The sequence below is a fragment of the Mesorhizobium sp. B2-3-11 genome (assembly GCF_006442215.1).
Lineage (GTDB): Bacteria > Pseudomonadota > Alphaproteobacteria > Rhizobiales > Rhizobiaceae > Mesorhizobium > Mesorhizobium salmacidum.
In genome coordinates, this window is the sequence record NZ_VFVS01000002.1 from 349,166 (window position 1) to 362,470 (window position 13,305).

Here is a 13,305-nt window from a genome sequence, read left to right on the forward strand (position 1 = left end):
TTTCTAGCTTTTCAGGAATGTCGTGAGCGCGGCGACAACGCCGCGATTGGCCTCTTCAGTGCCGACCGTCATGCGCAGTGCGTTGGGAAAGCCGTAGCCTGAAACGCGCCGCAATATATAGCCGCGCGCGCTCAGATACTCATCAGCAGCCGCCGCCGAATGCTTCTGGTCGTCGGGAAAATGAATGAGCAGGAAATTGCCGACGCTCGGCGTCACCCGCAGTCCGAGCCCGGTCATCTCTTCGCTCAGCCAGGCGAGCCAGGTCTCGTTATGCGCCACGCTGCGCTCGACATGGGCGCGGTCGCGGATCGCGGCGATGCCGGCTTCGATCGCCGTCGCATTGACGTTGAAGGGCCCGCGCACGCGGTTGATGGCGTCGACAATGTGCATTGGACCATACATCCAGCCGATGCGCGCGCCGCCGAGGCCGATCTTGGAGAAGGTGCGCGTCATCACCACGTTCTCAGCGCTGCCGACAAGTTCTATGCCGGCTTCATAGTCGTTGCGGCGGACATATTCGGCATAGGCCGCGTCGAGCACCAGAAGCACGTTTTTCGGCAGTCCGGCATGCAGCCGGCGCACCTCCTGGAACGGCACGTAGGTGCCGGTCGGGTTGTTGGGATTGGCGAGAAACACGATTTTCGTGCGCGGTGTGACAGCCGCCAGCATCCCATCGATGTCGGCGCGCTCGTCGGTCTCCTTGACCACCACCGGGGTGGCGCCCGCCGACTGGATATAGATCTTGTAGACCATGAAGGCGTGTTCGGTGAACATGGCTTCGTCGCCGGGCGCGAGATAGGTCTGCGCCAGCAGGCCGAGGATCTCGTCGGAACCATTCGAGCAGATGATGTTCTGCGCGTTGAGGCCATGCACCTCGGCGATCGCCTCGCGCAACCGCCTGGCGGTGCCATCGGGATAGATGTCGAGTTTGCCGGCGACCTCACGCGCGGCCTCGATCGCCTTCGGCGAGGGCCCAAGCGGATTCTCGTTCGACGACAGCTTGTAGACCTTGGCGACACCGGCCGGCGCCGTGCTCTTGCCGGGCACGTAGGCGTCTATGTCCATGATGCCCGCGCGCGGGGTCGGACGTGCCTGATCAGATGTCTGGTTCATTTTTGCAAAATCCGTCGAAAACGCCTCCATCCGGAAGCCGCTGCGGAAATACAAGCCATGGCAGGCAATGTCGAGGGGCGGCAGTGGTGCCGGCCGCCGGCATTGACGGCGAGGCGGGCGGGTTCTAGAAGGACAGGGACAGTTCCGTGGTGATTTGGCCGGTCGGCTTGCAGCCACGTTAAACAATTCGCTAAAGGGCCGTTTGCGTGACGTAACCGGCTTTGCGAAGGCAATGCCGGTTTTTTATTGTCCGCGACCGGCCGGACGAACGCATCCGCGGCGCGGAGATCGGCAGCGATTTCCGCAAAAGCACGGTGCAGCAAGAGAGACGTGATGGCTGTTCTGCGTGCAGGAAAGACCAACAACGAGGCCGACCAACCGTCGAGCCCGGTGTTGCGTTTCGGGCCCGACAAGCCGCTCAAGCTCGACGCCGGCACGCTGCTGTCGCCATTCCAGATCGCCTACCAGACCTATGGCACGCTGAACGACGCCCGTTCCAATGCCATCCTCGTCTGCCATGCGCTGACCGGCGACCAGCATGTCGCCAGCACCAATCCGGTGACCGGCAAGCCAGGCTGGTGGGAAGTGCTGATAGGCCCCGGCAAGATCATCGACACCAGCCGCTTCTTCGTCATCTGCTCCAACGTCATCGGCGGCTGTCTTGGTTCCACCGGGCCGGCCTCGACCAACCCCGCCACGGGAAAGCCATATGGGCTCGACCTTCCGGTCATCACCATCCGTGACATGGTGCGTGCGCAGCAGATGCTGGTCGACCATTTCGGCATCGAGAAGCTGTTCTGCGTGCTGGGCGGTTCGATGGGCGGCATGCAGGTGCTGCAATGGGCGTCGAGCTATCCCGAACGGGTTTTTTCGGCACTGCCGATCGCCACCGGCGCGCGCCATTCGTCACAGAACATCGCTTTCCACGAGGTCGGGCGGCAGGCCGTGATGGCCGATCCGGACTGGCATGGAGGCAAATATTTCGAGCACGGCAAGCGCCCGGAAAAGGGGCTGGCGGTGGCGCGCATGGCCGCCCACATAACCTATCTGTCGGAAGCCGCCCTGCACCGCAAATTCGGCCGTAACCTGCAGGACCGCGAAGCGCTGACCTTCGGCTTCGATGCCGATTTCCAGATCGAGAGCTACCTGCGCCACCAGGGCATGACCTTCGTCGACCGTTTCGACGCCAACTCCTACCTCTACATGACACGGTCGATGGATTATTTCGACCTCGCCGCCGACCATGGCGGCCGGCTGGCGGACGCCTTTGCCGGCACCAAAACCCGCTTCTGCCTGGTGTCCTTCACGTCGGATTGGCTGTTTCCGACCGAAGAGAGCCGCTCCATCGTTCATGCACTCAACGCCGCCGGCGCCTCGGTATCCTTCGTCGAGATCGAGACCGATCGCGGCCACGACGCCTTCCTGCTCGACGAACCGGAACTGTTTGCCGCCATCAACGGCTTCATCGGCTCGGCCGCGCGCGCCAGGGGGCTCGGCGCATGACCCCGAAGAGTTGCAGACTTTTCGGATCAAGGTCATGCGCCAAACAGAAAGGTGAAGCCATGACCCCGAAGAGTTGCGGACTTTCCGGACCATGGTCGCGCGCCGCTCAGGAGGCGAAACCATGAGCGTCAACGGCAGCCAGCGTGTCGACCTCGAGGTCGTCGCCAACCTCATCCCGCCGCAATCGCGCGTGCTCGACGTCGGCTCCGGCGATGGCTCGCTGCTCGAATTGCTGCAGGAAAGCAAGCAGGTCGACGGCCGCGGGCTCGAGTTGTCGCAGCGCGGCGTCAACGAATGCGTGGCGCGCGGCCTCTCGGTCATCCAGGGCGATGCTGACAAGGATCTCGAATTCTATCCCGACAAGGGTTTTGACTTCGTCGTCCTGTCGCAGACCCTGCAGGCCACCCGCAATCCAAAACTGGTGCTCGACGAACTGCTCAGGATCGGCAATCGAGCGATCGTCTCCTTCCCCAATTTCGGCCATTGGCGGGTGCGCCTGTCGCTGTTCGTCAAGGGCCGAATGCCGGTGACCAAGGATCTGCCCTATTCCTGGTACGACACGCCCAACATCCACTTCTGCACCATCCGCGACTTCGTCAATCTGTGCGAAGAGCTTGGTGCGACGGTGGAAAAGGCGACCGCGCTCGACGCAAACGGCCAGAAGATCGGCCTGTCGATGCCATGGTGGTTCTGGAATTTCTTTGGCCAACAGGCTGTGTTCCTGCTGAAGCGGTAGTGGTTGCCATGCATCTCTTTCGCAGACGGCCTCTTCCGGTTGAAATACCACCTGACATCCTGTCTGGCATAAAAGCTGGAATTCTGGTCTGCACGTCACCGCGCAGCGGCAGCAACCATCTCGCTGGATTGATGGCAGCCGCCGGGCTTGGCAACCCTTTGGAGTGGTTCGGCGGCCGCCGTCTTCTTGAATTGCCGAACTATCCTCGCGATCCCCGCGCTCAAGTCTTGCGGGCATTGAGGGATGGGCGATCCTCTTCCGGAATTTACGCAGTCAAACTGTTTGCCAGCCAATTTTCCCAAGTGGCTAGAACCATCGACCTGCCAGCCACCCTCCCAGAATTGCGCTATGTCCGTTTGACGCGCCGCGATCTCCTTGGCCAGGCAATCTCCTGGGCGCGCGCCCGTCAGACCGGCCGATTCCGTTCTACCGAGACCGCCAACAATGCGCCACGTTACGACGGCGCGGCGATAGCACAGTCGCTTGATAAACTTGTGCTGGAAAATCTGGTTTGGGACCTCTGGTTTGCAAAAAACGGGGTGCCTTTCCTGTCGTTGACATATGAGGATCTTTTGCAGGACCCGCAGACCAGTCTTAAGAAAATCGCTGGTCTCGTTGACGCCAAGCTTGCCCGTGACGTCGGATTTGGCTTTGCGTCCGGCCTCGCAATTCAACGAGACACCGTCAATGTAGAATGGCGGCAGCGTTTCTTGGCGCAATATTCAGACACTTCAAGATTCCCGGTTGACCGCACTCGCGGTTCCCTTTGGTCCCGATTTGGTGGCGGTGGCTGATCGTCAGTATTGTTGGGAAACACCCCCGCGTGATCTTGAAAGGGTTGCCTTTAGGCCGACTTGCAGGGACTATCGCCAGTGCGACGCAGCGATATGGTCCATGCGGAAATGGTTGAACCACACCCAACATATTCCCTCGTGGTGGAGATGGAGAACGCCAAGTCCATCGATTGGGACGAAGTCGGCATTGGCCTGAAGGCCTTGGCACGTGAAATCACCACGGTTCCTTCAGCCGACTTGCACAGACCTAAGGTTGTTATCTCTCACGGCGGCACGGACGCCGACGCTGGATCGCTTCGTATCGACGTCAGGGCGGTAGCGCCACAGCTGGAACAAGTTGCCGATCTGATCTTTACCGCTTTTCCCGGGGGCCGATACTACGATCTAAAAAACAACGGCATATTGGCAACGGACGGGGATATCATCATTTTCACCGATTCCGATGTAGTGGCCGAACCAGGCTGGCTATCAGGTTTGCTTGAGCCCTTTAACGATCCAGAAGTCATGTGTGTGAATGGATATACTTATCTTTCATACGATGATTTCTTTTCGAGGACGTTTGCACTGATCTGGTTTTTCCCAATGGCTCACGGGGACAAGCGGTTTGCCTCGAAACGAGCGATGAACGCCAACAATGTAGGGTTTCGGCGCGACTGGATCGTCGATCATCCTTTTCCAAGACACAATGGCTTCAAGGTCTCGTGCACATTGCTGATGCGCGAACTGCAACGCGAAGGCCGCACAATTCGTAATGTCAACGCACGCGTCTACCATTACTCACCGCGGGGCTGGCGATTTTTTTTCTGGCGCGCCCTGGTCACGGGCAGAGACGCCGACCGAAAGTTCGTGGAGCTCAAATCGCCTGGCCGCACGCAACGGGTCGTCAAGTCCTTCAGCCGTTGGTTCACCATGTCATGGCGCACCACAAGACGGATTATCGGCCATGCAGGGGGCACCGGGATGCCGCTTTGGCAGATTCCGTTTTCCCTTCTTGTCGGCCTTGCATTCTACAGTTTGGCGTTTTGGGGCCAGTTCAGTCTCGCTACAGGCCTGGTCAGCGACGACATCGAGATCGTGCCCGACTATGTCGGGCACAGCTAGAAGATTTTAGCGGTGGATTCGATCGCCCTTGCGAAAGTTGATCGTCAACGCCACTTCGCAAGCCTCGAAGGCAGAGATGGTGTTGCAGTTAAAGCTTCAGGAGCCGGAATTCATCACGCCTTGTCGGTCGAACGACAGCAGAATAGGATGACATAACAGGTTGTTCTTTGTAGCGTCGCGCCGAATCCGATGAGGGCCATCCAGGGGAAGTCCGATCCGTTCAACCATCCTGAAGATCAAAGGACCTGGCGCGAAGTGTGTTTTTGCGCTCAAGACGGCTGACGCGATATGACCGGGAAGACGGAGCAGGCGCCCCTCATCACGGTCATCACACCGACCCACAACCGGCGCGAAACGGTGCTCCGCGCCGTCGAAAGCGTGCTTTCCCAGAGCATGCCGCGGTTCGAGCATATCGTCGTCGACGATGGCTCGACCGACGGAACCGAGGCGGCGCTCGCCCGCGTCAGCGATCCGCGGCTGATCTATGTCGGCGCGAAATGGCGCGGCGCCAACGCCGCCAGGAACGCCGGCATCGAACGTGCGCGGACCCCCGTGGTGACATTTCTCGATTCCGACGACGTCTACCTGCCGCACCGGCTTGAGCGCACGCTGGCCCGGTTCGATGACGATCCGTCGCTCGAAGTATTGCTGAGCTCATACGTCTCGCTGAAGAGCGGCCGCGCCACCAACTGCATCAATCCCGAGGCATTCGTGAGTTCCATGGTACTGGAGCGCACGCTTGTGGCGCAGACGATCTTCATCGCCGGCTCAGCGATATCGGCCCGCCGCGAGGCCCTGCTGGCGGTTGGCGGCTATGACAGCGACATCACCCGGATGCAGGACCGGGAGTTGCTGCTGCGCCTCGCGCAGCGGTTCGGCGCGCAATTGTCGGGAGATATCGACTGGACGAAATACAATTCGGAGAATTCGATTTCGGGCCGCAGGACGGGCTATGTCGAAGCCTATGCCAATCTGATGGGCAAGCACCCGCATATCGCCCGCTCCTACCCGCACATTCCGCCCTACATGATCTCACGGCAGATCATCGCCGATATTCTCAGGGGCCGGATACCGGAAGCGTTCGAGGGCTATATGGCCAATCGGTCGTCGAAGGCGCTTGGCTACTCCTTGCCGGAACTGGTCAACGGTTATGTCCAGGGCCGGCGCTGGCGCCGCGATCTCTTCAACACGTTCCGCAACGAGTTTGGCGCCCGGCCTGCCTGACCCACGGCCAGGCCTATCGGTCCAGTTCCGGGAAATAGGGATCCGACAGGAACCGCCTGTCCCGTTCCCCCAGAAGGCAGTCGATCGGGGCGTCCATCTCGACAGGCGTGATTTTGGGCTTGTCCTGAATGCCGCTGACTTCCAGAATCAGCTTGCGCCGGATCGCCGTCGAGAATTCGGCGGCCGCATAGATCGGCAGCACGAAGGAACCAGGTCCGCCGGTCACGCACTGCGCATAATACTGATCGAGATGGCTGAAGGTCGGCGATGGCTTGATCAGGATCGGTAGGCCGTTGACGACTATGCCCTTGGCAATGGCCGCATCACGCGTCACGGTGACCGGCGGCCCGATATTGTTGGGGCCGTCGCCAGATATGTCGATGACGCTGCGTTCGCCCGCGAAATTGGTGCCGTCGAAAAGCTCGGTGCCGAAAGCAAGCGCGCTTGAAATCGAGGTGCCGCGGAAACTCCGGAAGGGGCGGGCCGCAAGCTTGTCGGCAAAGCTGTTGGCGCTCTCGGCGCCGTCGATGATCTGCCAGCCGATGACCGCGTCGTCGCGTACCGTGCCGGCCCACTCGAAATAGGCGAGCGCAATGCGGCCCGTATGGCCGGAACGGACCGCCTCGATGAAATCGGCATGCCGCAGCGCCTCGACGTAGCCGGCGCGTTGAAGGGCGAACTCGGTCTCGTCCATCGACAGGGAGATATCGACCGCCAGCACCAGTTCGACGTCGACGGTCAGCGTATCCGGCGCCGAAGGAACCGGAGCGGCCTCGGCGCAAGCCAGGCAGGCAAGCAGGCTCATCGTATCAAGCATGGCCAGCACAAGCGATGTTTCGATCGCAACATCGCTCGCGATCACGGCGAAATAAAGCTTGTGGCAGGCGCGCGCCCGGCCGGTCCGAATGCCGGCTGTTCTATGCCTTGCGCCGTACGGCGACTGGCGGCGGTTCCATCGCACCTGCCCGGACGGGGGCGGGTTTCAGGGCGGGCGCGCCGGTATCCTTCACGATCGTCAGGGACCGCGGGAAGAACTGATTGTTGTGCAGGCCGCGTCCGATATTGATGATCGCGGCGTCCTTCAGATGCTTATCCAGCAGCGACAGCACGCGCCTTAGCGACGGGCCGTCGAATGCATCCATCGCTTCATCGATAACCACCCATTTCGGCTTCCGCAAGGCGAGCCTGGCGAAGGCGAGCGATCGCTGTTCGTCATCGCCCAACTCCCGCTCCCAGCGGGCCGACCGGTCGAGCGAGGATGACAGCCGCCCGAGGCCGACTTCGCCAAGCACCGCCGAGATCTCTGCATCGCTTGCAGGAGCAACACCATAGGGATGGTCAAGAACCTCGCGCAGCGTGCCAGCCGGGAAATACGGGACACGAGGCACGAAGATGGGGGCTTCTCCCGCCGGCATGCCGATCTTTCCGCTCCCCCACGGCCACAGGCCGGCAATGGCGCGGAAGAACAGCGTCTTGCCGGCGCCGGGCTCGCCGGTGATCATCACACGCTCGCCGGCATGGATTTCGACATGCTGGTCGGAGAGCTTCGTACAGCCCTCCGGCGAGGCCACCTGGAGTTTCTCCAACGTCAGGCTGCCATTGGCGTTCTGATCGAAGGAGATACGCTTCTCCTTGTCGTGCAGCACATCGGTTTCATCGAGCGCGATGCGGAAGTCGGCGACACGCATCAGCGTGGCACGCCAGTCGGCGATACTGCCGATGTTGTTGATGAACCAGCGCAACGACGAATGCACCTGGTTGAAGGCGCCGACCGCCATCATCAGGCCGCCAAAGCTGATATCGCCCGAGAAATAGACCGGCGAGGCGACCAGGATCGGCGCCACGACGGTGATCCAGCCATAGGTGTCGGTTACCCAGGACAGGTTGATCTGGGCGGTGTAGATGCGGCGCATGGCACCCAGCACCGTGCCGAGGTCGAGTTCGAGCCGTCTCTTGGCATCATTCTCGCCACGGTACAGCGCGATGGCATCGACATTCTCGTTGACGCGCACCATCGAGGAGCGCAGCTCCGCTTCGCGCGTGTAGCGGTCGCTGTTGAGGCGGATGAGCGGCCGCCCGACCAGCCAACTCAGCCAGGAGGCGGTGCCGGCATAGAGGAACGCCGCCCAGACCATGTAGCCCGGTATCGCCAGCGACCAGCCGCCAATGTGGAACACGAAACCCGAAGACAGCTCCCACAACACGCCGACGAAAGACACCAGCAGGATGAAGGACTGCAGCAGGCCGACACCAAGATCGGTCGACAGGTCCGACAGATGCGCGGCATCCTGCTGCATGCGCTGATCGGGATTGACGCCGATGGCGCCGGCATTGGCCAGCCGGAAAGCACGCGCCGGCCGCATCCACTGGTCGATCAAATCCAGCGTCAGCGCCTCGCGCAACTTCAGCCGGATCATCTGGTTGAGCCAGGTCTGGCCGATGTTGAGCACCAGCAGCCCACTAGCGATCATGGCAAAGACGAGAAGCTGATGCAGGAAGGCGGCCATGTCGCGGCGCGCGAGCGCGTCGTAAAAGGGTTGGTTCCAGCGATTGAGCAGAACCTGGCCAATCGACGTCGCGACGATGACGGCCATGATGCCGGCCGACGTCCACAGCAACCATTTGCGAACCGGCGATTCTATCAGCGCCCGCTTGATCGCCGCCACCTGATCGCGCAGGCTGCTGACCACGGCGACCGGCTGAATGGTGGCCTGATTGTCCAGTTGATCAGCCATAGCCAAAGTCCTTGCGTTAAGTAGCGAAGCTGAAACCGGATGAGATGAAGAGCGCCGACGGCGGCAGCCCCTCAACCACTTTGCGAGCCCAGCACGACAGATAGGTCGGAAAGATGCCGCGCGATGCAAGTTTCCATCGCGATCACGACGGTGTCGCTTGCCGAGCCGACGATGCCGTACCGCTACCCTCGGCCCTCCGGCCGAGCCGTGTCGCGCCATGTGGCGACAGCACCGGCACGAAGACGCGACGAGACGCGCGCTGGGCCACCGGCACGCCTTGATAAAGTCGCTTCTGCGCTTCCACGACAATGACGCCGGAGAAGATCGGCCACAGCCGCCGGCCGGCGCGCTCCAGCACATTGTGGAAGCGCATCATGAAGCGCCGTCGCGATGGCGGGAAAAACAGCGCATCGGACCAGGCGGCGGGCGTGAAATTCGCCTCGCGCAGCAGCTCGGTGAGCTGCCCGCGTGAGAAAGGCCGCCCGTTGCCGAACGGCGTATGTTCGAAGCGTGCCCAAACGCCGCGCCGGTTGGGCACGACGATGACGACGCGCCCCGCCGGCGACAGCACCCGCCAGATCTCGTTCAGCGTCTCGCGCGGGTTCTCGACATGTTCGAGCGAATGGACGAGCAGCATGCGGTCGATGCAGGAATCGACCAGCGGCAGCTCCTCGTCGAAGACCAGTGCCGTTGCCGTCGGCCCCGTCGCCGGCCAAACCACGGCGCCCTGGGTCGCCGGCATGAAGGCGAAGACCCGCTCGGCGTCGGAGCCGAAGCGCTCCAGCCAGGGCAAGGTATAGCCGAGACCGACCAGCCGCTCATTGGGCACCGCGGCCCATATCGACGATAGCGCCATGGTGATCGAACGCTCGGCGAACCGGCCGAGCGTTGTCGAATAGAAGGAGCGAAGGTCGACGATGTCGGAATGCATGTCAGGGATGTAGCCGTGATGTCGGGCGGATTCAACAAAAGGTCCACAGCGGGCGGCACGGCGGATGTCAATTTGACATTCCAGGATGTCATCCCGGACGTCATTCGCTTTGACATCCCGGATGTCATTCGCTTTGACATCCGGGATGACATTCACGCGGCGGCACCCTATGTCTGCAGCGGTAAATGGAGAGATGCGATGCCGGTCGAAATCGAACAGTTCATGTGCCGCACCGACAATTTCGGTGTGCTGGTGCATGATCCCGAAAGCGGACAGACCGCAATCGTCGACGCGCCCGAGGAGGCGCCGATCCTCGCCGCGATCAAGCGCACCGGCTGGACGCCGACGATGATCCTGACCACGCATCACCATGTCGACCATGTCGAGGCCAATCTGGCGCTCAAGGAGCGCTTCAAGCTGCGCATTGTCGGCCCGGAGGCGGAAAAGGCCAAGATTCCCGGCATCGACGAAACCGTCGAAGAAGGCTCCATCCTTCATCTCGGCGATGAGCGCATCGAGGTGATCGCCACGCCCGGACATACCGCCGGCCATGTCTCCTACCATCTGCCGGCATCGAAAGTGGCGTTCACCGCAGATACGCTGTTCGCGCTGGGTTGCGGCCGGCTGTTCGAATGCAAGCCGCCGGTGATGTACGAATCGCTGAAGAAGCTCGCGGCCCTTCCGGCCGAGACGACAGTCTATTGCGGCCACGAATATACGCTCGCCAATGCCCGTTTCGCGCTGAGCGTCGACCCCACCAATTCGGCATTGAAGGAGCGTGCCGCGCGGATCGAGGCGCTGCGGGTCGACAACAAGCCGACGCTGCCGACGACGATCGGCGAGGAACTGTCGACCAACCCCTTCCTGCGCTGGCACGATCCGGCAATCCGCAAGCATCTGGGCATGGAGAAGGCTGGAGATGCCGAGGTCTTCGCCGAGATCCGCAAGCGCAAGGACAATTTCTGAGCGCCGTGTTGGCTTTCTGCCGATGACCAGTTCCGCGGAAATCATAGCAACGCTCGCACTGAAGCCGCATCCGGAAGGAGGCTGGTACGCGGAAACTTTTCGTGACGAAGCCGGCGGCGTGCGGGGTCATTCGACCGCCATCTATTTCCTGCTGGAACGGCACCAGCTTTCGGCCTGGCATCGGGTCAGGGACGCCGCCGAGGTCTGGCATTTTTATGCCGGTGCCCCGCTGGCGCTGTCGATGTGGGAAGAAGGCGGCGCCATTATCGAGCAGGTTCTCGGCATCGACCTCGCGGCGGGCGAACGGCCGCAAATCGTCGTGCCGGCAGGCTGGTGGCAATCCGCGCGCAGCCTGGGCGAGTGGACGCTGGTCGGCTGCACCGTCGCGCCGGGTTTCGATTTCGCCGCCTTCGAACTCGCCGAGCCGGGCTGGCAGCCCTAACCCAGCAGGAAACCCAGGGTAATCGCGAACTGGGCGGCGTAGTACAGCACCCAGACGGCGAGGCGCATCAAGGCACGCTGCGGTGATATGGCGGCGACCAGGAATTTCTCCGTGGCGAGCAGCCCGTCCGATGCCATGAACAGCACCGCGCCGCCGATCACCCAGCTACTGTTTGTCGTCAGCGCCGACATGCCCATGGCCAGGATCGCAAGGATATAGGCCGCGATCGGACTACGCAGGCCGGGACCGACACGGCGCCAGAGCGCCGCCAGCATGACAATCGCGAACATCGCCATGGCCAGTGCAATCGCGCCCAGCCAGGATTCGGCGGCAAGCAACTCCAATCCGCCACCGCTACGCAGGAACAGCGCGGCATAGATGATATCGGCGACGAGAAAGCTCGCCAGCCCGCCGAGAAATGCCTTTTCCCCGTCGCGCGACAGGAAGGCGTCACCAACCGCGCTCAGCGCAAGGGCGGCGACCAGCAGCAGCGGGCCGCCCTGGATTGCGGCGAGTACGGCGAGCATGGCCACGGCGAGCGTCTTTGCCGCCGAGCGGGCCAGCGTCGGCCGCATGCCAAGCGTGAAGGCATAGATCACCGCCGCCACCAGCGAAAAGATCAGCGTTGCATTGGCATTGGCGTCAATGCCGCCGGCAAACGGCATCGTCATGCCCTGGCTCCGCCTTCGGATGCCCTGGCTCCGCCTTCGGATGCCCTGGCTCCGCCTTCGGATGCCCTGGCTCCGCCTTCGGATGCCCCGGCTTCGCTTTCGGATGCCTTGGCTCCGCCTTCGGATGCCCCGGCTTCGCTTTCGGATGCCCTGGCTCCGCTTTCGGATGCCTTGGCTCCGCTCCCGGTCGCCGCTGGCTTGCGCAAGAAGAGCGACTTTGCCGCCAGCGCCGCGCCGCCCGTGATGAGCACGCAGGCGGCCAGAATGCGCAACGAAGGCTCGGCGGCACCGGCCGCGATCAGCACCAGCGTCGACAAAAGCGGTGCCGCGTAGCTTGCGGCACCCAGCACCTGGATGTTGCCGCGCTTGACGCCGATGTCCCAGGCATAGAAGGCAGCGCCCACCGGCATCAGGCCGAGCCCGAGCACGGCCAACCACTGGCCGGCGCCGTCAGGCAGCACTGTTTCCTCGAGCGCCAGGTGGCAGGCGAGCGACAGCACGGCGGTTGCCGCGCAGAACCAGGTGACGATGCTGGTCGGCACCGACGGGAAACGTCGCGACAGCAGTGAATAGGACGACCATAGCAGGGCGCAGACGGCGGCCATGGTATAGCCGAAGGCATAGCGCGCGTCGAAGGCCAAGCTGCCGCCCTTGGTGACGATCAGCACCGTGCCGGCAAGGCCGAGCAGCGCGCCGACGACATGATTCCAAGCCAGTTTTTCGTCCGGCATCAGCGCCGAGCCCAGCACGATCAGCAGTGGCCAGAGATAAGCAATCAGGCTCGCCTCCACCGCCGGCGCGTTGCGCAGTGCGGTAAAATAGAAGAAGTGGTAACCGAACAGGCCAGCAATACCGACCACCCAAACCTGGGGAGGGATTTTCTGGCTCCTATCTGTGGCCGGCATGAACAGTCGCGCGACAAACCCTACGCCTGTGCCGATCGAGAAAGTGATGGCCGACAACAGGAATGGCGGCACCTTGCCGGACGCATCCGTCAGCAACGCCAGCAATGCCCACATGGCGACCGCCGAAAAGCCGATCAGTGTTGCGCGCGCCATTTTGTCTCCAGCGGCGCGCCCCATCCTGTCC

General features: G+C 62.2%; 12 protein-coding genes, 1 pseudogene and 1 riboswitch. Of the genes and pseudogenes, 7 read left to right on the forward strand and 6 right to left on the reverse strand.

Annotated elements, in window-relative coordinates; all coding sequences use genetic code 11:
- Positions 1–3 precede the first annotated feature (3 nt).
- Positions 4–1,113, reverse strand: coding sequence for a histidinol-phosphate transaminase (gene hisC, locus FJ960_RS05170; protein ID WP_140712290.1), 1,110 nt, complete (start codon positions 1,111–1,113; stop codon positions 4–6).
- Positions 1,114–1,249: 136 nt separating this feature from the next.
- A riboswitch (SAM riboswitch) is annotated at positions 1,250–1,327 on the forward strand.
- A gap of 119 nt (positions 1,328–1,446) precedes the next feature.
- Here hisC and FJ960_RS05175 point away from each other — a divergent pair.
- The 5 genes from FJ960_RS05175 to FJ960_RS05195 all read left to right on the forward strand — a co-directional run bounded on the left by FJ960_RS05175 (position 1,447) and on the right by FJ960_RS05195 (position 6,471).
- Complete coding sequence (locus FJ960_RS05175; RefSeq protein WP_140503318.1) at positions 1,447–2,616, forward strand: homoserine O-acetyltransferase; 1,170 nt, start codon at positions 1,447–1,449, stop codon at positions 2,614–2,616.
- Positions 2,617–2,737: 121 nt separating this feature from the next.
- Entirely contained in the window at positions 2,738–3,352 is a 615-nt protein-coding gene (metW, locus tag FJ960_RS05180; protein WP_140503320.1) for a methionine biosynthesis protein MetW, read from the forward strand.
- A complete protein-coding gene (locus FJ960_RS05185; RefSeq protein ID WP_140712292.1) occupies positions 3,298–4,146 on the forward strand; it encodes a Stf0 family sulfotransferase in 849 nt (282 codons plus the stop codon). The genes metW and FJ960_RS05185 overlap by 55 nt, the downstream gene beginning before the upstream one ends.
- 78 nt (positions 4,147–4,224) lie before the next feature.
- Positions 4,225–5,247, forward strand: a complete 1,023-nt coding sequence (locus tag FJ960_RS05190; protein ID WP_246672619.1) for a glycosyltransferase — start codon at positions 4,225–4,227, stop codon at positions 5,245–5,247.
- Positions 5,248–5,535: 288 nt separating this feature from the next.
- Positions 5,536–6,471, forward strand: coding sequence for a glycosyltransferase family A protein (locus FJ960_RS05195; RefSeq protein WP_140503323.1), 936 nt, complete (start codon positions 5,536–5,538; stop codon positions 6,469–6,471).
- A gap of 13 nt (positions 6,472–6,484) precedes the next feature.
- Here the strand turns inward: FJ960_RS05195 and FJ960_RS05200 are convergent, their stop codons facing one another.
- From FJ960_RS05200 to FJ960_RS05210, 3 genes are all read right to left on the reverse strand, one after another.
- Positions 6,485–7,288 (reverse strand): DUF1194 domain-containing protein, encoded by an 804-nt coding sequence (locus FJ960_RS05200; protein WP_181174152.1) that lies wholly within the window; start codon positions 7,286–7,288, stop codon positions 6,485–6,487.
- A 100-nt stretch (positions 7,289–7,388) separates the two neighbouring features.
- Positions 7,389–9,206 (reverse strand): ABC transporter ATP-binding protein/permease, encoded by a 1,818-nt coding sequence (locus tag FJ960_RS05205; RefSeq protein WP_140712296.1) that lies wholly within the window; start codon positions 9,204–9,206, stop codon positions 7,389–7,391.
- Positions 9,207–9,348: 142 nt separating this feature from the next.
- The gene (locus tag FJ960_RS05210) at positions 9,349–10,137 is read right to left on the reverse strand and encodes a methyltransferase domain-containing protein (protein ID WP_140712298.1); all 789 of its coding nucleotides are present in this window, start codon (positions 10,135–10,137) and stop codon (positions 9,349–9,351) included.
- A gap of 198 nt (positions 10,138–10,335) precedes the next feature.
- On the opposite strand from FJ960_RS05210, the gene gloB reads away from it, so the two are divergent.
- Positions 10,336–11,103, forward strand: a complete 768-nt coding sequence (gene gloB / locus FJ960_RS05215; protein WP_140503329.1) for a hydroxyacylglutathione hydrolase — start codon at positions 10,336–10,338, stop codon at positions 11,101–11,103.
- A 22-nt stretch (positions 11,104–11,125) separates the two neighbouring features.
- Positions 11,126–11,545 (forward strand): cupin domain-containing protein, encoded by a 420-nt coding sequence (locus FJ960_RS05220; RefSeq protein ID WP_140503331.1) that lies wholly within the window; start codon positions 11,126–11,128, stop codon positions 11,543–11,545.
- Here the strand turns inward: FJ960_RS05220 and FJ960_RS05225 are convergent.
- Together FJ960_RS05225 and FJ960_RS05230 are read right to left on the reverse strand one after the other, a co-directional pair.
- Complete coding sequence (locus FJ960_RS05225; protein ID WP_140712300.1) at positions 11,542–12,216, reverse strand: lysoplasmalogenase family protein; 675 nt, start codon at positions 12,214–12,216, stop codon at positions 11,542–11,544. The genes FJ960_RS05220 and FJ960_RS05225 overlap by 4 nt on opposite strands.
- Before the next feature lie 173 nt (positions 12,217–12,389).
- Positions 12,390–13,274, reverse strand: a pseudogene (locus tag FJ960_RS05230) (DMT family transporter); the annotation flags it as partial.
- Between the last annotated feature and the right edge of the window lie 31 nt (positions 13,275–13,305).

What these genes read in the sequence shown, in the direction of transcription:
- FJ960_RS05200 (WP_181174152.1), bottom strand. Translation starts at nt 7,288, where the DNA reads ATGCTTGATACGATGAGCCTGCTTGCCTGCCTGGCTTGCGCCGAGGCC.
- FJ960_RS05210 (WP_140712298.1), bottom strand. Translation starts at nt 10,137, where the DNA reads ATGCATTCCGACATCGTCGACCTTCGCTCCTTCTATTCGACAACGCTC.
- gloB (WP_140503329.1), top strand. Translation starts at nt 10,336, where the DNA reads ATGCCGGTCGAAATCGAACAGTTCATGTGCCGCACCGACAATTTCGGT.
- FJ960_RS05220 (WP_140503331.1), top strand. Translation starts at nt 11,126, where the DNA reads ATGACCAGTTCCGCGGAAATCATAGCAACGCTCGCACTGAAGCCGCAT.
- FJ960_RS05195 (WP_140503323.1), top strand. Translation starts at nt 5,536, where the DNA reads ATGACCGGGAAGACGGAGCAGGCGCCCCTCATCACGGTCATCACACCG.
- FJ960_RS05185 (WP_140712292.1), top strand. Translation starts at nt 3,298, where the DNA reads ATGGTGGTTCTGGAATTTCTTTGGCCAACAGGCTGTGTTCCTGCTGAA.
- hisC (WP_140712290.1), bottom strand. Translation starts at nt 1,113, where the DNA reads ATGAACCAGACATCTGATCAGGCACGTCCGACCCCGCGCGCGGGCATC.
- FJ960_RS05175 (WP_140503318.1), top strand. Translation starts at nt 1,447, where the DNA reads ATGGCTGTTCTGCGTGCAGGAAAGACCAACAACGAGGCCGACCAACCG.
- FJ960_RS05225 (WP_140712300.1), bottom strand. Translation starts at nt 12,216, where the DNA reads ATGACGATGCCGTTTGCCGGCGGCATTGACGCCAATGCCAATGCAACG.
- FJ960_RS05205 (WP_140712296.1), bottom strand. Translation starts at nt 9,206, where the DNA reads ATGGCTGATCAACTGGACAATCAGGCCACCATTCAGCCGGTCGCCGTG.
- metW (WP_140503320.1), top strand. Translation starts at nt 2,738, where the DNA reads ATGAGCGTCAACGGCAGCCAGCGTGTCGACCTCGAGGTCGTCGCCAAC.